The sequence below is a fragment of the Allobosea spartocytisi genome (assembly GCF_014764685.1).
GTDB lineage: Bacteria > Pseudomonadota > Alphaproteobacteria > Rhizobiales > Beijerinckiaceae > Allobosea > Allobosea spartocytisi.
Genome location: NZ_JACXWY010000012.1, coordinates 120,597 through 137,334, shown reverse-complemented (window position 1 = coordinate 137,334; position 16,738 = coordinate 120,597). Strand labels below are relative to the sequence as shown.

17 protein-coding genes are annotated in these 16,738 nt (G+C 66.8%); 8 read left to right on the top strand and 9 right to left on the bottom strand.

What is annotated here, in order from left to right; all coding sequences use genetic code 11:
- Positions 1–41: 41 nt before the first annotated feature.
- Positions 42–956: a LysR family transcriptional regulator gene (locus IED13_RS18675; protein ID WP_210323668.1), complete on the bottom strand. Its 915-nt coding sequence runs from the start codon at positions 954–956 to the stop codon at positions 42–44.
- Positions 957–1,165: 209 nt separating this feature from the next.
- On the opposite strand from IED13_RS18675, the gene IED13_RS18670 reads away from it, so the two are divergent.
- Entirely contained in the window at positions 1,166–2,197 is a 1,032-nt protein-coding gene (locus tag IED13_RS18670) for an LLM class flavin-dependent oxidoreductase (RefSeq protein ID WP_191125062.1), read from the top strand.
- A 204-nt stretch (positions 2,198–2,401) separates the two neighbouring features.
- On the opposite strand, the gene IED13_RS18665 is transcribed toward IED13_RS18670, so the two are convergent.
- Entirely contained in the window at positions 2,402–2,899 is a 498-nt protein-coding gene (locus IED13_RS18665) for an Lrp/AsnC family transcriptional regulator (RefSeq protein WP_112763874.1), read from the bottom strand.
- Positions 2,900–3,126: 227 nt separating this feature from the next.
- Between IED13_RS18665 and IED13_RS18660 the strand changes: the two genes are divergently transcribed.
- The 5 genes from IED13_RS18660 to IED13_RS18640 all read left to right on the top strand — a co-directional run bounded on the left by IED13_RS18660 (position 3,127) and on the right by IED13_RS18640 (position 8,639).
- Entirely contained in the window at positions 3,127–4,386 is a 1,260-nt protein-coding gene (locus tag IED13_RS18660; RefSeq protein WP_113254478.1) for a 3-methyl-2-oxobutanoate dehydrogenase (2-methylpropanoyl-transferring) subunit alpha, read from the top strand.
- Between the two features lie 4 nt (positions 4,387–4,390).
- Positions 4,391–5,407 (top strand): alpha-ketoacid dehydrogenase subunit beta, encoded by a 1,017-nt coding sequence (locus tag IED13_RS18655; protein ID WP_191125061.1) that lies wholly within the window; start codon positions 4,391–4,393, stop codon positions 5,405–5,407.
- Positions 5,407–6,705, top strand: a complete 1,299-nt coding sequence (locus IED13_RS18650; protein WP_191125060.1) for a dihydrolipoamide acetyltransferase family protein — start codon at positions 5,407–5,409, stop codon at positions 6,703–6,705. Before IED13_RS18655 ends, IED13_RS18650 begins: the two co-directional genes overlap by 1 nt.
- 10 nt (positions 6,706–6,715) lie before the next feature.
- Entirely contained in the window at positions 6,716–8,113 is a 1,398-nt protein-coding gene (lpdA, locus tag IED13_RS18645; RefSeq protein WP_191125059.1) for a dihydrolipoyl dehydrogenase, read from the top strand.
- Between the two features lie 121 nt (positions 8,114–8,234).
- Positions 8,235–8,639, top strand: coding sequence for a DUF983 domain-containing protein (locus tag IED13_RS18640; RefSeq protein WP_038366678.1), 405 nt, complete (start codon positions 8,235–8,237; stop codon positions 8,637–8,639).
- An 18-nt stretch (positions 8,640–8,657) separates the two neighbouring features.
- Here IED13_RS18640 and IED13_RS18635 read toward each other — a convergent pair whose 3' ends face one another.
- On the bottom strand, positions 8,658–10,028 hold the full coding sequence (locus IED13_RS18635) for an aminotransferase-like domain-containing protein (RefSeq protein WP_191125058.1): 1,371 nt from the start codon (positions 10,026–10,028) through the stop codon (positions 8,658–8,660).
- Between the two features lie 116 nt (positions 10,029–10,144).
- Here IED13_RS18635 and IED13_RS18630 point away from each other — a divergent pair, with 116 nt between their 5' ends.
- A complete protein-coding gene (locus IED13_RS18630) occupies positions 10,145–10,528 on the top strand; it encodes a nuclear transport factor 2 family protein (RefSeq protein ID WP_113254462.1) in 384 nt (127 codons plus the stop codon).
- A 19-nt stretch (positions 10,529–10,547) separates the two neighbouring features.
- On the opposite strand, the gene IED13_RS18625 is transcribed toward IED13_RS18630, so the two are convergent.
- The 6 genes from IED13_RS18625 to IED13_RS18600 form a co-directional block, all read right to left on the bottom strand.
- A complete protein-coding gene (locus IED13_RS18625; protein ID WP_038366686.1) occupies positions 10,548–11,279 on the bottom strand; it encodes an amino acid ABC transporter ATP-binding protein in 732 nt (243 codons plus the stop codon).
- Positions 11,260–11,913 (bottom strand): amino acid ABC transporter permease, encoded by a 654-nt coding sequence (locus IED13_RS18620; protein ID WP_038366689.1) that lies wholly within the window; start codon positions 11,911–11,913, stop codon positions 11,260–11,262. The genes IED13_RS18625 and IED13_RS18620 overlap by 20 nt, the downstream gene beginning before the upstream one ends.
- Positions 11,913–12,572 carry an amino acid ABC transporter permease gene (locus IED13_RS18615; RefSeq protein WP_191125081.1) on the bottom strand — a complete coding sequence of 220 codons (660 nt, stop codon included), beginning with the start codon at positions 12,570–12,572 and terminating at the stop codon, positions 11,913–11,915. Before IED13_RS18615 ends, IED13_RS18620 begins: the two co-directional genes overlap by 1 nt.
- Positions 12,573–12,686: 114 nt before the next feature.
- Positions 12,687–13,490, bottom strand: coding sequence for a transporter substrate-binding domain-containing protein (locus IED13_RS18610; RefSeq protein WP_260368371.1), 804 nt, complete (start codon positions 13,488–13,490; stop codon positions 12,687–12,689).
- 90 nt (positions 13,491–13,580) lie between these two features.
- Positions 13,581–14,558 carry a 2-hydroxyacid dehydrogenase gene (locus IED13_RS18605; protein WP_133565945.1) on the bottom strand — a complete coding sequence of 326 codons (978 nt, stop codon included), beginning with the start codon at positions 14,556–14,558 and terminating at the stop codon, positions 13,581–13,583.
- 28 nt (positions 14,559–14,586) lie between these two features.
- Positions 14,587–15,348, bottom strand: a complete 762-nt coding sequence (locus IED13_RS18600; protein WP_038366701.1) for a GntR family transcriptional regulator — start codon at positions 15,346–15,348, stop codon at positions 14,587–14,589.
- Positions 15,349–15,530: 182 nt separating this feature from the next.
- On the opposite strand from IED13_RS18600, the gene IED13_RS18595 reads away from it, so the two are divergent.
- Complete coding sequence (locus tag IED13_RS18595) at positions 15,531–16,730, top strand: mandelate racemase/muconate lactonizing enzyme family protein (protein ID WP_191125056.1); 1,200 nt, start codon at positions 15,531–15,533, stop codon at positions 16,728–16,730.
- Positions 16,731–16,738: the final 8 nt, after the last annotated feature.

Sequence of the window (16,738 nt, the reverse complement as noted above, 5' to 3'; positions counted from 1 at the left end):
GCTGCACAATGCTGCGCCGCTTCTAAGACGATAGGCGAAGACTATCGAATGATGGGGCGGCGCGGCAGGCCCGCATCGGTGACCGGCTTCGTCATCATCAGGAGGTTGCGCGCGAGCGGCGCCACCGGCTGCCGGTCCGCCACGATCAGCCCGATCGTGCGCTGCGCCTCCGGCTCGACCAGCGACAGCGCCCGCGTGCCGAGCGGCACGCCGAAGAATTCCAGCAATTGCAGCGAGACGATGCTGGAGACGCCCTGGATGCCGGCATGCGAACAGAGGTTGAAGATCGAGTTCGTCTCGATCATCGGGCGCGGCGCCGTGCCGACCGAGCGGAAGATGCCGTCGATGATGCGCCGGTTCTGCATGTCGCCTGTGAGCAGGCAGAGCTTTTGCTCGGCGGCCTCGGCCCAGGTGATCGTGTCGCGCGCGCCGAACGGCCCGTCCTCGCGCGTCAGCAGCACATAGGATTCCTGGTAGATCGGCTTCGAGATCACCCGGTCGAGCGGCTCGTTGTCGAGATAGGTCAGCCCGACATCGAGCTCGAAATCGTCGATGCCCTGCTGGATCTCCTGCGAGGTCAGCGAGAGCACGGTCAGCGACACCGCCGGATAGCGCTCCGAGAAGGGCGCGGTGATATGGGCGATCATCGGCAGCGCGGTCGGGATCGCGCCGAGCCTGATCCGGCCGGAGACGCCTTCACGCAGCTCCGCGATCGAATCCTTCATCACCTCGGCCTCGGCCAGGATGCGCCTGGCATGGGCGAGCACGACCTCGCCTTCCTTGGTGAAGCCCTGGAAACGCCGCCCGCGCTCGACGATCATCACGCCGAGCTCTTCCTCGAGCTGCACGATCGCGGCCGAGAGCGTCGGCTGCGAGACATGGCAGGCCTCGGCTGCGCGGCGGAAATGTTTTTCGCGCGCAAGCGCGTCGAGATAGACCAGTTGGCGAATGATCATGAGGTCGCTTCGGATGCGACGCATGCCGCCGCGCAGCAGAGCATCGGCATAGCGGCGGCCGGTTGCAAGCGGGGCGGTTGCAGCCCTGCAAACAGGCTGTTGCTGTGAGGGCAACGCCTGGAGAATTGCGCTGCAGCAACCCCGACCCTAACTGCGGGGAGCCGGGATGGCCGGCAGGCAAAGGGTCGCGTCGCGGCCTCGGGATGATCATGGCACAGGAACTGGAATTCGGACTCGACACCTTCGGCGACGTCACCAACGGGACGGGCGGCAAGCCGCTGCCGCATGCGCAGGTGATCCGCAATCTCGTCGACGAAGCCGTCCTGGCCGACGAGATCGGCATCGATTTCATCGGCGTCGGCGAGCATCACCGTGCCGATTTCGCGGTCTCGTCGCCGGAGACGGTGCTGGCCGGCATGGCCACGCGCACCAGCCGGATCAAGCTTGGCTCGGCCGTCACCGTGCTGAGCTCGGACGATCCGATCCGCGTCTTCCAGCGCTTCTCGACGGTCGATGCGCTCTCGAACGGGCGCGCCGAGGTGATCCTGGGGCGCGGCTCCTTCACCGAGTCCTTCCCGCTCTTCGGGCTCGACCTGCGCGACTACGAGAAGCTGTTCGAGGAGAAGCTCGATCTCTTCGCCGGTCTGCTGCCGCAGGAGCCATTGACCTGGCAGGGCTCGATCCGGCCGTCGTTGAAGGACCAACTCGTCTATCCGCCGGTCGAGAACGGCCCGCTCAAGACCTGGATCGGCGTCGGCGGCAGCCCGGAATCGGTGGTGCGCGCGGTGCGCTACGACCTGCCGTTGATGCTCGCCATCATCGGCGGCGACCCGCTGCGCTTCAAGCCGTTCGTCGACTTGTACCACCGCGCCTATGGCCAGATCGGCAAGCCGGCGAAGCCCGTCGGCGTGCATTCGCCGGGCTATGTCGCCGCGACCGACGAGCAGGCCAAGGAGGAGTTCTTCCCGGCCTACAAGCAGATGCGCGACCGCATCGGCGCCGAGCGCGGCTGGCCGCCGATGGGCCGCGACGAGTTCGAGCAGGAGGTCGCGCGCGGCTCGCTCTATCTCGGCTCGCCCGAGACGGTGGCCCGCAAGATCACTGCTACCGCCAAGGGGCTGGGCATCGCCCGCTTCCAGCTCAAGTACAGCGCCGGCCCGCTGGCGCATGAGAAGGCGATGGAGTGCATCCGGCTCTACGGCGAGAAGGTCGTGCCGCTGGTGCGGGAGATGCTGGCGTAAGGCGCCAGTCAGACTCTGGTACCGCGACGCTTTTTCCTTCTCCCGGATGGGAGAAGGTGGCCCGGAGGGCCGGATGAGGGCCCGTCCTCAGCACTGAGGGCACAACGGCACTGCCCCGTTTTTAACGATCAGCGGCAGGCCCTCACCCCTGCCCCTCTCCCATCCGGGAGAGGGGTTCCCCGCGTCTGTCATCGACGACACCGCTCATCCCACCACCTTCAGCGGATCGACCGAGAGCGTCCGCTTCAGGGCCCGCAATCCGAAGGTCGTCCGCGTCTGCCTGACCCCCGGAATGCGGTAGATCGTGCCGCGCAGGAAGCGCTCGTAATGGTCGGTGCCGCTGACCACGACCTTGGCGAGATAGTCGTATTCGCCGGTGACCAGATGCGCCTCGACCACCTCCGGCGCCTTCACCAGCGCCTCGGCGAACTGGTCGAGCACCTTGTCGTCATGCTTGTCGAGCGTGATCTCGACGAAGACGACATTGTTGTAGCCGAGCGCCTGATGATCCAGCAGGGCGACGTATTTCTCGATGACGCCGGCCTCCTCCAGCCGCTTCACCCGCGTCCAGCAGGGCGAGGGCGAGAGGCCGACCTTTTCGGCCAGGGCCTGGGTGGTCAATCGCCCGTCTTCCCGCAATGCAGCAAGAATCTTGCGATCGATCGGATCGAGAGCAGGACTCTTCTGGCTCTTTTTATTCATCGGGCGATCATTCTGGGTTTTGGCTACAAGTCAGAATGATCTTCTGCCACGCTTCCGGGATGCCGGCAAATTCGGAAGGAACCTCCGGGGCGGTGGAGCTAGCGTTGGTTGCAAGGGGAACGATTGCCGGCGGCTGCGGTCGCAGGGCATGGCAGCGCCGTTGACGGAACGCCTTGCCGGACGCCGGCAAAGGCGGAATGCTGGCGGCGACAGGGATGGAGGCGCTCATGAGCAGCGACAAGGCAGGCCAGGCGCCGGCAGTAACCCAGCCACTGCAGTTCCATGTCCCCAAACCGGCGAGTCGCCCGGGCGAGAAACCGGACTTCTCCCATGTCGTGATCCCCAAGGCCGGTTCCGTCGCGCGCCCGCCCGTCGATGTCGACCCCAAGGATATCCGCGATCTCGCCTATTCGATCATCCGCGTCCTCAACCGCGAGGGCGAGGCGGTCGGCCCCTGGGTGCCCGATCTCTCGCATGACGATCTGATCCGGGGGCTGCGCCACATGATGACGCTGCGCACCTTCGACGGGCGCATGCAGATGGCGCAGCGCCAGGGCAAGACCTCGTTCTACATGCAGCACACCGGCGAGGAGGCGGTGAGTTGCGCCTTCCGCATCGCGCTCCAGCCCGGCGACATGAACTTCCCGACCTATCGCCAGGCCGGCCTGCTGATCGCGCACGACTATCCGCTCGTCGACATGATGTGCCAGATCTACTCGAACGAGCGCGACCCGATGAAGGGCCGGCAATTGCCGGTGATGTACTCCTCCAAGGAGCACGGCTTCTTCTCGATCTCCGGCAACCTCGCGACGCAATATGTCCAGGCCGTCGGCTGGGCGATGGCCTCGGCGATCAAGAACGACACCCGCATCGCCGCCGCCTGGATCGGCGACGGTTCGACCGCGGAATCGGATTTCCACGCCGCGCTCGTCTTCGCCTCGACCTACAAGGCGCCGGTCGTCCTCAACGTCGTCAACAACCAGTGGGCGATCTCGACCTTTCAGGGCATCGCGCGCGGCGGCTCCGGCACCTTCGCAGCGCGCGGTCTCGGCTTCGGCATCCCGGCCTTGCGCGTCGACGGCAACGACTACCTCGCGGTCTATGCCGTCGCGCAATGGGCAGTCGAGCGCGCCCGCCGCAATCTCGGGCCGACGCTGGTCGAATACGTCACCTACCGCGCCGGCGCCCATTCCACCTCGGACGACCCCTCCGCCTATCGCCCCAAGCACGAATCCGACGATTGGCCCTTGGGCGACCCGTTGATCCGCTTGAAGCAGCATTTGATCGCGGTCGGTGCCTGGTCGGAGGAGCGCCACAAGCAGGCGGAAGCGGAAATCCTCGCCACCGTCATCGCGGCGCAGAAGGAGGCCGAAAGCTTCGGCACGCTGCATTCCGGCGGCAAGCCCTCGGCGCGCGACATCTTCGAGGACGTCTATGCCGAGCTGCCGCCACATCTGCGCCGTCAGCGCCAGCAGATCGGAGTCTGACCCGATGGCACGCATGACGATGATCGAGGCGATCCGCTCCGCCATGGACGTCTCCATGGGCCGCGACGACGATGTTGTGGTTTTCGGCGAGGATGTCGGCTTCTTCGGCGGCGTCTTCCGCTGCACCCACGGTTTGCAGCAGAAATACGGGATGTCGCGCTGCTTCGACGCGCCGATCAGCGAGGCCGGCATCGTCGGCACCGCCATCGGCATGGCGGCCTATGGCCTGAAACCCTGCGTCGAGATCCAGTTCGCCGACTACATGTATCCGGCCTATGACCAGATCGTCTCGGAAGCGGCCCGGCTGCGCTACCGTTCGGCCGGCGACTTCACCTGTCCGATGGTGATCCGCATGCCGACTGGCGGCGGCATCTTCGGCGGCCAGACCCATAGCCAGAGCCCGGAAGCGCTCTTCACGCACGTCTCCGGCCTGAAGACCATCGTCCCCTCCAACCCCTATGACGCCAAGGGCCTGCTGATCGCCGCGATCGAGGACCCCGACCCGGTGATCTTCCTAGAGCCGAAGCGGCTCTATAACGGCCCCTTCGACGGCCACCATGACCGGCCCGTCACGGCCTGGTCGAAGCATGAGCTGGCGGAGGTGCCGGAGGGCCATTACACCGTGCCGCTCGGCAAGGCGGTGACGCGTCGCGAAGGCTCCGCCGTCACCATCCTCGCCTATGGCACCATGGTCCATGTCGCGCTGGCGGCGGCCGAGGATACCGGCATCGATGCCGAAATCATCGACCTGCGCACGCTCGTCCCGCTTGATTTGGAGGCGATCATCGCCTCGGTCCAGAAGACCGGCCGCTGCATCGTGCTGCACGAAGCGACGCTGACCTCCGGCTTCGGCGGCGAGCTTGCTGCACTGGTGCAGGAGCACTGCTTCTACCATCTGGAGGCGCCGGTGATGCGCGTCACCGGCTGGGACACGCCCTATCCGCATGCGCAGGAATGGGACTACTTCCCCGGCCCCGCCCGCCTCGGACAGGCGCTGCTAGACATCATGGAGGCACGCTGATGGTCGAGCGCATCATCAAGCTGCCGGATGTCGGCGAGGGCATCGCGGAAGCCGAACTCGTCGAGTGGCACGTCAAGGTCGGCGACATCGTCCGCGAGGACGATCTGCTCGCCGCCGTGATGACCGACAAGGCGACGGTCGAGATTCCCTCGCCTGTCGAGGGCGAGGTCACCTGGGTCGGCGCCGAGGTCGGCGACACCGTCGCGATCGGCTCGGCCATCGTGAAGCTGAAGGTGGCGGGCGCTGAAGGCGCGGTGGCTGAAGAGCCTGCCGAGGAAGCGCCTGCCGAGAAGCCGGCTCCGGTCGCACCAGCGCCCAAGGGGGAGAAGCCTGCTGCATCGGCAGCTCCCGCCAAGCCGGCAGCACCGCCTCCGCCGCCGAAGGCCGTGCGTGCCGACGCGGCCCCTATCCAGCGCCGCGCGCCGGGCGAGAAGCCGCTGGCTTCGCCGGCCGTGCGCCTGAAGGCGCGCGAGGCCGGGGTCGACCTGCGCCAGGTCCAGGGTACCGGCCCTGCCGGCCGCGTCACCCATCAGGATATCGACGCCTTCTTGTTGCGCGGCCCGGAGCCGGCGCGTGGCGGCGGGCTCGTCGAGCAGAGCGCCGTCACCGAGGTGAAGGTCGTCGGCCTGCGCCGCCGCATCGCCGAGAAGATGGCGCTGTCGAAATCGCGCATCCCGCACATCACCATCGTCGAAGAGGTCAACGTCTCGCCGCTGGAGGATTTGCGCGCGACGCTGAACAGGAAGCCGACGCCGGAGCGGCCGAAGCTGACGCTGCTCCCTTTCCTGATGCGCGCCATGGTCAAGGCGCTGGCCGAGCAGCCGGCGCTGAATGCGCTCTATGACGACGAGGCCGGGATCGTGCGCCAGCATGCCGCGATCAATATCGGCATCGCCACGCAGACGCCGACCGGCCTGATCGTGCCGGTGGTGAAGCATGCCGAGGCCCGCGATCTCTGGGGCTGCGGCATCGAGCTCGCCCGCCTCGCCGAGCGCGGCCGCGACGGCACGGCGACGCGCGACGAGCTCACCGGCTCGACCATCACCATCACCTCGCTCGGCGCGCTCGGCGGCATCGCGACGACGCCGGTGATCAACTATCCGGAGGTCGCCATCGTCGGCGTCAACAAGATGGTCGTGCGCCCGGTCTGGGACGGCACCACCTTCGTGCCGCGCAAGATGATGAACCTCTCCTCGAGCTTCGACCACCGCGTCATCGATGGCTGGGACGCGGCCGTCTTCGTGCAGCGGCTGAAGGAGCTGCTGGAGAACCCGGCCACGCTCTTCGTGGATCTATGAGGAGCACGCCATGACAGAAATCACCTGCAAGCTCCTCGTCATCGGTGCCGGCCCCGGCGGCTATGTCTGCGCCATCCGTGCCGGTCAGCTCGGCATCGACACCGTCATTGTCGAGAGCACCAAGCTCGGCGGCTCCTGCCTCAATGTCGGCTGCATCCCCTCCAAGGCGATGATCCATGTCGCCGAGGAGTTCGAGAAGGCGGCGGAAGCAGCGGCCGGCAAGACGCCCTTCGGCCTGACGGCGGCCGAGCCGAAGCTCGACCTGAAGCAGGCGGTGGCCTGGAAGGACGGCATCGTCCAGCGCCTCAACAACGGCGTCGCGGCGCTGCTGCGCAAGGCCAAGGTCAAGATCGTCCACGGCAAGGCCCGCTTCCGCGACGGCAAGACCGTGGTCGTCGAGACCGAGACCGGCCCGAAGACGATTCAGGCCGAGGCCATCGTCATCGCCACCGGCTCTGCCCCGGTCGAATTGCCCTTCCTGCCTTTCGGCGGGAGCGTGATCTCCTCGACCGGCGCGCTGGCGCTGACGGAGGTGCCGAAGCGCCTCGTCGTCGTCGGCGGCGGCTATATCGGGCTGGAGCTGGGCACAGCCTTCGCCAAGCTCGGAGCCAAGGTCACCGTCGTCGAGGCGCAGGACAAGATCCTGCCGCTCTACGATGCCGAGCTGACTGGCCCGATCTCCAAGCGCCTGACCGCGCTCGGCGTCGAGGTGCTCACCGGCGCCAAGGCGCTCGGGCCTACCCCCAAGGGCGACGGCCTGCGCATCGAGACGGCGGATGGCAAGGAGCGCAGCCTGCCGGCCGACAAGATCCTGGTGACGGTCGGCCGCAAGCCGGTGACCGAGGGCTTAAGCCTCGAAAACCTCGTGCTCGACATGGATGGCCGCTTTATCCGCATCGGCGAGCGCTGCGAGACGGCGATGCGCGGCATTTACGCCATCGGCGACGTCACCGGCGAACCCATGCTCGCGCATCGCGCCATGGCGCAGGGCGAGATGGTGGCGGAGATCGTCGCCGGATTGCCGCGTGCCTGGGACAAGCGCGGCATCGCGGCGATCTGCTTCACCGATCCCGAGATTGTCTCGGTCGGCCTCTCGCCTGATGAAGCCAAGCGCGCCGGCCACGAGCTCAAGATCGGCCAGTTCCCCTTCGCCGCCAATGGCCGCGCCATGACCCGCCATGGCGAGGCTGGCTTCGTCCGCGTCGTGGCGCAGGCCGGCAGCGAGCTGGTGCTCGGCATCCAGGCAGTCGGGCAAGGTGTCTCGGAACTCTCGGCCGCCTTCGGCCTCGCGATCGAGATGGGCGCGACGCTGCAGGATATCGCCGGCACGATCCACGCCCATCCGACGCTGGGCGAGGCTTTCCCGGAGGCCGCGATGAAGGCGCTCGGCCACGCCCTGCACATCTGAGGAGCCGCGACCGATCCGCGCAGGTCGCCGGCTAAGATGCATACAATCTTGACATTGTCTTCATCGAGGATGATCTGAGGGGCGACGCCGAGCGAACGGCGCCGTCCCGAGGAGACGTTCCATGTCCGGCGAGCATTGGCCGCCACTCTCTCCGCTCCAGACCGGCCTGCGCGGCCGCTGCCCGCGCTGTGGGCAGGGCAAGATGTTCGAGAGCTTCCTGAAGCTGAAGCCGAAATGCGAGGTCTGCGGCCTCGACTATTCCTTCGCCGACCCGGCCGATGGTCCGGCCTTCTTCGTGATGATGTTCGTCTGCATCCCCGCGGCGGCTTTCCCGCTCTGGCTGGAATTGAACTACAACCCGCCGACCTGGGTGCATCTCGTCACGACGCTGCCGTTGATCCTGCTGACCTGCATCCCGCCCTTGCAGCCCTTGAAGGGCTGGCTCGTCGCCTCGCAGTTCTTCCACAAGGCCGAGGAAGGGCGCCTCGCGGCTCCCGCCACGCCGAAGGACAGCCCCGCCGCCTGACCCGGCCATTGGCTCGGCTCAGGCCGGCGCGCGTTCCCCGGCGATGATTCCGGCGAGCAGGCGCAGCGCCTCGGCAAGGCGCGCGCGCTCGGGTACGGCTCCGAGCGCGACCCGGATCGCGTCCGGCACCTGTTCGCCCGTCGCGAACGCATCCGAGGCCATCACGCCGAGCCCTGCCTGACGCGCGCTCTCGATCAGCCGGTGCCGGTCCCGATGCGGAGGCAGCGGCTGCCAGAGATGCAGCGCATGCGGATGCGCTTGCATCAAGGCAGGCAGGATCGCACGCGCCAGCGCCTGCCGCTCGGCCGCCTCGCGGCGCACGCCGTCGAGCAAATCCTGCGCGGCACCGATCCTGATCCAGTGGGCGGCGAGAGCCGTCATCAAGGGAGCCGGCATCAGCGCGGCGGCCCGCAACGCAGCAACAAGCCCGTCGCCCTCGATGCCGTCGGGCAGCACGACGAAGGCAGTGCGCAGGCCGGGGGTGAGCACCTTTGACAAGGTCGCGACATGCCATGTCCGCTCCGGGGCCAGCACGGCGAGGGGCGGCGGTGCATCACCCGCAAGCAGGCTGTAGGGGTCGTCCTCGATCAAGGTGAGGTCGAGCTTGCGCGCCATGGCTGCGATCTCCTGCCGCCGTCCGAGTGGAACAGTCCGGCAGGTCGGGTTGTGCAGCGTCAGCGTCAGGCAGAACAGCCGGGCACCGGAACGGCGGGCGGCTTCCTCCAGCGCCTGCGGCAAGGGGCCATCGCCGTCCTCCGCCACCGGTGCAATGGCGAGGCCGCGCCGGCGGGCCGCGTCGATCTGGCCGGGATAGGCGAGCGGTTCCATCAGGACGGTGTAGCCGGGGGCGGCGAGCATCTGGAACAGGGCGGTGAGTGCGGTCTGGGCGCCGGGCGCCACCACGATCCTTTGCGGCGGCAGGGCACCCATCAAAGGCGCAAGCCAGGCCGCGCCGGCCGCCCGCTCCGCCAGCGAGCCGCTGCCGGCATGGTAGTTCATCAGCTGGTCGGCGTTGCTGCGCGCCAGCAACTCGGCGATGCCGCGTTCCATCATCTCGCCCAGCCGCACGCCTTTCGGCGCGGGCGGGATCGTCATGCTCAGGTCGAGCGGCGGGCCGGCCTCTTCCTGCCGGGTCGAGATGAAGGAGCCGCGCCCCGTCACCGCATCGAGCAGCCCGCGCTCGCGCGCCTCGCCGAAGGCGCGGGTCACGGTGGTGAGGTCGACCTCGAGGAGTTCGGCCAGTTTCCGCTGAGGCGGCAACCGGTCACCGGGCCGCAGGCGTCCATCAGAGACAGCGCGTTCGATCAGCCCGACGATTTGCAGGTAGCGCGGCCCGGCAGCGGGGTCGAGCTCACCGAGCCATGACGGCATTGTCGCGGCTTGCGCCATGGCTGATCCCTCATGCCATACATTCTTGCTATTGTATGCGTCGATAGCGCAGCCGCTGCTGACAAGCCAGTGCCTCCGCCCTTGCGAGAACGAGGGCCTCTCTCTGGAGAAGAGCTATGCCCGAGCGTTCGCGTGTCGAGGATTTCATCGCGGCCGTTGTCGGAGGCGATCATGTCGCCGCGATCCGCGACTTCTACTGGGAAGACGCTTCCATGCAGGAGAACATGGCCGAGCCACGGCGCGGCCGGGATCTGCTGATGGAGCATGAGGCGCGGGCGCTCGCGCGCCTTGAGCGCATGCACACCCATCCGCCGCGCGCCGTGCTGGTCGATGGCGACCGGGTGGTCGTCCACTGGACCTTCGACGCGACGGGCAAGGACGGTGTCACGCGCCGGCTCGACGAGCTTGCGATCCAGCGCTGGCGCGGCGACCGCATCGTCGAAGAGCGCTTCTTCTACGATACGGCCACGGCCTGGAGGCCGGTCGAGCCGGTGCCATGACGGGCGTGGCCGCCGAGGCTCAATGCGCGCCGGCGCTGACGAAGGCCTTGAGCTCCGGCGTCTGCGGGTTGGCGAAGAGCTCCTTCGACGGACCCTGCTCCCAGATCTTGCCCTGATGCATGAACACGGTGGTGTTCGCGACCGTGCGGGCGAAGTTCATCTCGTGGGTCACGAGCAGCATGGTCATGCCGCCCTTGGCGAGCTTCTCCATGACGAGCAGCACCTCGCCGGTCAGTTCCGGGTCGAGCGCCGAGGTGACCTCGTCGAACAGCATCACCTTCGGCTTCATCGCCAGCGAGCGGGCGATGGCGACGCGCTGCTGCTGGCCGCCGGAGAGATTGTCCGGATAGCTGTCGAACTTCTCGGACAAGCCGACCTGCGCCAGCACCTCCTTGGCCAGCGCCAGCGCTTCCGCCTGCGGCACGTCCTTGGTGATGCGCGGCGAAAGCATGATGTTCTGCCCGACCGTGAGGTGCGGGAACAGATTGTAGCTCTGGAACACGATGCCGACATCCTTGCGCAATTCGCGCAGCTTCTTCGGATCCTGTGTCGTCAGGTGCCCGGCGACCTCGATCTTGCCGGCGTGGAAGCTCTCGAGCCCGTTGATGCAGCGCAGCAGCGTCGACTTGCCCGAGCCGGAGCGCCCGATGATGGCGACCACCTGGCCGGCCTCGACGCTGAGCGAGACGCCCTTCAGCACCTCCAGCGAGCCGAAGCGCTTGTGGATGTCTTCAATGAGAACGGCTGGCATTCATCACCTTTTCGAGATGGCGGCTGAGCCGGGACAGTGGGAAGCAGATCGCGAAATAGATCAGCGCGACCAGGCTGAAGATCTGGAAGGCCTGATAGGTCGCGTTGTTGACCAGCATGCCGGCGCGCATCAGGTCGACGAAGCCGACGACCTGGACGATCGAGGTGTTCTTCACGAGCTGGACGAGGAAGCCGACCGTCGGCGGCAGTGAAATCCGGACCGCCTGCGGCAGGATGACATGGCGGTAGGTCTGCGCCGTCGTATGCGCCAGCGAGGCCGAGGCCTCCCATTGCTGGCGCGGCACGGATTCGATCGATCCGCGCCAGATCTCGGCGAGATAGGCCGAGACATAGATCGACAGCGAGGCCGAGGCCGCGAGGAAGGGCGGCAGTTCGATGCCGAGCGCCGAGAGCCCGTAATAGCTCATGAACAGCACCATCAGCACCGGGATCGACTGGATCACCAGGATGTAGCTGGCGGCGAAGCGGCGCAGCCACCGGAGCCGCGACAGGCGCATGATCGCGAAGACGCCGCCGATGATGCTGCCGATGAAGAAGGCGATTGCCGTGAGCGCCAGCGTCCAGCCGGCGGAGCGCAGGATGAAATAGGCCTCGGGCCAACCGAAGGTCTGCATCAGGCGGCCTCCCCATGCGCTTCGGTGAGCCGGGCAAGGCCCGACACCTGCGGGAAGAGCTTTCGGCCGAGCCAGTTCAGGAAGAGTTTGAAGGAGAGCGCCAGCACGAGGTAGAGCACGGTGACGACGATATAGGTCTCGAACGAGCGGAACGTGTCCTGCTCGATGATCGCCGCCGTTCCGGACAATTCCTGCACCGAGACGAAGGAGCAGATGCTGGAGGCCAGCATCATCAGCACGAACTGGCTCGACAGCGCCGGCCAGACGCGGGCGAAGGCCGGCTGCAGGATGACATGCTTCAGCACCTGCCACTTGGTCATCGCCAGCGCGAGACCGGCCTCGATCTGCGATTTATGGATGGAATCGACGCCGGCCCGGATGATCTCGGTGGCGTAGGCGGCGAGATTGAGCGTCATCGCCAGAACGGAGGCTTCGAGCCCGTTCAGGCGGATACCCAACTGCGGCAGCCCGAAGAAGATCATGAAGAGCTGCACCAGGAAGGGCGTGTTGCGCATCAGCTCGACATAGGCGTCGACGAGATAGCCGGCCCAGCTGCCCGCCAGGCTGCGCAACGCGGTCATGCCCGTCGCCAGGACGAGGCCGAGCGCGATCGCGATGAAGGACAGCGCGATCGTGAGCCAGACCCCGTGCAGGATCATCGGCCATTTGGAAAGGACGTCTTGGAAGAGCAACGGCGCGCTCCTTCGGCCTGCGAGGTCGAGGGTCGCCGGCGCGCGCTCAGGCGCGCCGGCAGGTCCGATCGGAGGGTTGGATCAGAAGGTCGGCAGCGGCGGCAGCGGGCTGCCGACCCACTTCTGCGCGATCGCGTCGAGCTCGCCGTTCTGTTTGACGTAGTAGATGAAGTTGTTGAGCCACTGGCGCAGCTCCCAGGCGTCCTTGCGCATGGTCATCGAGTTCGGCTGCACGCCGAACACGAACTTCAGCTCGGTCTCGGTCTCGCCGCGCGCCTTCATGGCGGCGTTGGCCTGGGCGTCGGGGCCGGCGATGGCCTCGACCTGGCCGGAGAACAGCGCCTGCATGGTGGTGGCGTCGTCCTCGAAGCGCAGGATGGTGAGGTTCAGCTCCTTCTCGCGGCTGGTGAACTCGCGCTCGACGCTGGAGCCGCGGTTGACGCCGACCTTGCGGCCCTTGAGGTCGTCCCAGGTTTTGATGGCGACGTTCTTCTTGGCGTAGATGCCGGTCTGGAAGGCGCTGTAGGGGATGGAGAACATCACCGCCTTGGCGCGCTCGGGCGTGGGCGCCAGCGTGGCGACGAGGAAGTCGACCTTGTTGGCCTCCAGCGCCGGGATGCGGGCCGGCGGGGTGAGCTGCACCATCTCGACCTTGACGCCGAGATATTTGCCGATCAGCGCGATGACGTCGGCGTCATAGCCGATGGCGTTGCCCTGCGAGTCGACCGAGCCATAGGGCGGGGCGCCGATCAGCACGCCGATCTTCACCGAGCCGCGCTTGATGATGTCGGTGACCGTCTGGGCCGAGGCCTGGCTCGCCGCGAGCATGCCGGCGCCGAGCGCGAGAGCCACGCCGGCGATCTTGATACGCTTGAGGATATTCACTGGACGTCTCCCGTTGTGGTGCATTCGCGCTGATTGGTCCCCGGCTTCTTGTGGCCGGTTGATGGGCGAGAAGTGGTTATGCCTCTCGGTTCACTGTCCCCTTCGGACGACGTTCTCCAGCGGCTCGCCGGAGAAACGGCGCCTGATGTTACCAGCAATGACCGCCTGGCGCCGCCGGATCGTTCCGCTGGTCCAGCCGGACATATGCGGGGTCATTAAAACGTTTGAAAGCTCGTGGAAAGGCAGTTTCGACGGCAGCGGCGTGGCGTCCCCAGCCTGTGGATAACGGTACCAGGTGTCGATGATCGCGCCGCCGATGCGGCGGCTCTTCAGGGCGTCGTAAAGCGCCTCTTCGTCGATGGTCGGCCCGCGCCCGACATTGACCACGACGGCGTCGGGCCGCATCGCCGCGAAGGCCGCGGCGCCGACGATGCCCTTGGTCTCCTCCGTCAGCGGAACCGAGACGACGACGACATCGACCGAGCCGCAGAAGGCAGCGAGCTGGTCGAGGGTGAAAGCGCGGTCGACGAGGGGCGAGGGCGCGACCGGGCTTCGGTTGGCGACATGCACCTGCATCTCGAAGGCCTTGGCGCGGGCGGCGATCGCCTTGCCGATATGGCCGAAGCCGAGGAGGCCGATGGTCCGGCCGGCGATCTCGTCATGCACCCGCTCCGGCGCGCCGGCCCAATAGGCCCAGTCGCCCTGGCGCAGCCTCCGGTCGGCATCAGTGAGCGGGATCGCGCGGGCGAGGAGGGCGCTCATCACATATTCCGCGATGGCCTGCTCGTGGCCGAAGCAGTTGCACACGGCGGCGGAAGCCGGCAGCAGGTCGAGATTGACGGCATCGTAGCCGGCGCCCGGCACATGGAAGAGCTTGAGCCCCGCCGGCACCGGCAGGCTCGCATCGAACTTCACGCCGATGATGGCCTGCGCCTGCGCATAGGCCGCCTGCTCCGCCTCGGTCTCCAGCACATCCGGCAGCAATTGGATCTCGGCCGGCCCGCCGAGCAGGTCGGCGAAGCCGTGGCTGAAGCTGGCGGCGTTTTCGCCGTGGAAGATGATGCGCATGGTCTCGGATGTCCGGCGGTTCGGGAGTTTAGCGGGGCAGCAGCGGCTCGACGCTGCAGTCGAGCAGGGAGGGATCGATGTTCTCCTCCATCTCGTCGAACATGGTGTCGACGAAGGCGATCAGCTTTTCGGAGGCGGCGATGGCGCGCTCGGCCTGCGACGAGGCGATGCCGTTGAGCAGGGCGAGATGATGGTCGATGGTCCCGTCCAGATTGTGCTGGCCGGGCATGTAGCTGTGATGGATGAAGCCGATGCGTCGGAAGATGGTGTGCAGCGGCCTCAGCGTATGCTCGAGGAAAGGCTCGCCCGCCGCCGCCAGGATCATCTGGTCGATGCGCCGGTCGAGGCTGTTGAATTCGGCGAGCGTCAGCTCCTCGCGGCGGTCGCGGAGCAGCCGGGCCATATGCAGCATCTGGTTGCGGTGGGTCGGCCCGGCGCGCTCGGCGGCGAGCCGCGCGACGAAGCGCTCGAGATCGCCGCGCAGCTTGAGCAGCACGCGTTCGCGCGCCAGGTCGATCGGCGCGATCTGGAGCCCATGCCGGGGGCGAATATTGATCAGCGTGTCCGCCGCGAGCCGGTTGACGGCGTGGTGGACGGGGGTGCGGCCGAAGCCGGTCAGATCCTGCAGATCCTGCATCGTCAGCAGGCGGCCGGGCTTGAGCTGGCAATCGATCAGCATCGACTCGATGCGTTCATAAGCCAGTTCGAAGAAGTTCAGGCGGTTGCGGCGCGGCAGCGGCTCGAGCGCATCGAGCTCGGCGAGCTTCGGCTCCTCCTTGCGTCTTGCCATGTTTCCTCCGCAGCGGGCTCTTGCCGGCCCATGCTTGCCGGCGACGATAAACATGTTGTGATATTTTACAAGCGCTCTTATGGTCGGCACGCTCCGTCGCCATCCTAGGCCGACGGAAGCGCGGGTAAAGGATGGGAGGGCACGACCAAAGTCGAAGCCAGCCCTCGCCAGGGAGGCGGACTTTGAAAATCACAGCGATCGAGACGTTGCGGACCGAGGAGTTCGCCAATGTCCTCTGGGTGCGCGTGCACACCGATGCGGGGGTGATCGGCCTCGGCGAGACCTTCTACGGCGCGGCCTCGGTGGAGGCCCATCTCCACGACACGCTCGCCATGCGGCTCCTCGGCAAGAACCCGCTGCATATCGAGGCGCTGCACAAGGAGATGACCAACCTGCCGATGGCGCAGGCCTCGACGGGTGCGGAATCGCGCGCGACCTCGGCCGTCGACATCGCGCTCTGGGACATCTTCGGCAAGGTCTGCGGCCAGCCGGTCCACCAGATGCTGGGCGGCCTCTGCCGCGACAAGCAGCGCATCTACAACACCTGTGCCGGCTATGGATATGTCCGCTCGCACAACATCAAGCCGGTCTCGACCTGGAATTTCGGGCACTCCGAGGGCCCCTATGAAGACCTGCACGGCTTCATGACCCGTGCCGACGAGGTCGCCGAAAGCCTGCTCGAAAGCGGCATCACCGCGATGAAGATCTGGCCCTTCGATCCCCCGGCGATCGAGAACCAGGGCCTGTTCATCACGCCCGACCAGATGCGCAAGGCCTGCGAGCCCTTTGAGAAGATCCGCAAGGCCGTCGGCGACAAAATCGAGATCATGGTCGAGTTCCACTCGCTCTGGAACCTGCCGACCGCGATCAAGATCGCACGCGTGCTCGAGCAATACGAGCCGAGCTGGTACGAGGACCCGATCCGGATGAACTCGCCGCAGGCGCTGGCCGAATTCGCCCGCTCGACCAAAGTTTCGGTGACCGCGAGCGAGACGCTGGGCTCGCGCTTTCCCTACAAGGACATGCTCGACCGCGACGCGATGCATGTCGTGATGGCCGATCTGTGCTGGACCGGCGGGCTCACCGAAGGCCGCAAGATTGCGGCGATGGCGGAGACCTATCACCGCCCCTTCGCGCCGCATGACTGCATCGGCCCGGTCGGCTTCATCGCGGCGATCCACGCCTCCTTCAGCCAGCCCAACACGCTGATCCAGGAATCGGTACGCGCCTTCTACACCGGCTGGTACAAGGAGCTGGTCACCGAGATGCCGCGGATCGAGGGTGGCTATGTCTACCCGATGGAGGCTCCGGGCCTCGGCGTCGAATTGCTGCCGGCGGTGTTCGAGCGCTCGGACCTGACGGTCCGCCGCTCCAGCCTCTGAGATGACGT

Coding starts and splice junctions, on each gene's coding strand:
- IED13_RS18675 (WP_210323668.1), bottom strand. CDS start 956: ATGATCATTCGCCAACTGGTCTATCTCGACGCGCTTGCGCGCGAAAAA.
- IED13_RS18670 (WP_191125062.1), top strand. CDS start 1,166: ATGGCACAGGAACTGGAATTCGGACTCGACACCTTCGGCGACGTCACC.
- IED13_RS18665 (WP_112763874.1), bottom strand. CDS start 2,899: ATGAATAAAAAGAGCCAGAAGAGTCCTGCTCTCGATCCGATCGATCGC.
- IED13_RS18660 (WP_113254478.1), top strand. CDS start 3,127: ATGAGCAGCGACAAGGCAGGCCAGGCGCCGGCAGTAACCCAGCCACTG.
- IED13_RS18655 (WP_191125061.1), top strand. CDS start 4,391: ATGGCACGCATGACGATGATCGAGGCGATCCGCTCCGCCATGGACGTC.
- IED13_RS18650 (WP_191125060.1), top strand. CDS start 5,407: ATGGTCGAGCGCATCATCAAGCTGCCGGATGTCGGCGAGGGCATCGCG.
- lpdA (WP_191125059.1), top strand. CDS start 6,716: ATGACAGAAATCACCTGCAAGCTCCTCGTCATCGGTGCCGGCCCCGGC.
- IED13_RS18640 (WP_038366678.1), top strand. CDS start 8,235: ATGTCCGGCGAGCATTGGCCGCCACTCTCTCCGCTCCAGACCGGCCTG.
- IED13_RS18635 (WP_191125058.1), bottom strand. CDS start 10,028: ATGGCGCAAGCCGCGACAATGCCGTCATGGCTCGGTGAGCTCGACCCC.
- IED13_RS18630 (WP_113254462.1), top strand. CDS start 10,145: ATGCCCGAGCGTTCGCGTGTCGAGGATTTCATCGCGGCCGTTGTCGGA.
- IED13_RS18625 (WP_038366686.1), bottom strand. CDS start 11,279: ATGCCAGCCGTTCTCATTGAAGACATCCACAAGCGCTTCGGCTCGCTG.
- IED13_RS18620 (WP_038366689.1), bottom strand. CDS start 11,913: ATGCAGACCTTCGGTTGGCCCGAGGCCTATTTCATCCTGCGCTCCGCC.
- IED13_RS18615 (WP_191125081.1), bottom strand. CDS start 12,572: ATGATCCTGCACGGGGTCTGGCTCACGATCGCGCTGTCCTTCATCGCG.
- IED13_RS18605 (WP_133565945.1), bottom strand. CDS start 14,558: ATGCGCATCATCTTCCACGGCGAAAACGCCGCCAGCTTCAGCCACGGC.
- IED13_RS18600 (WP_038366701.1), bottom strand. CDS start 15,348: ATGGCAAGACGCAAGGAGGAGCCGAAGCTCGCCGAGCTCGATGCGCTC.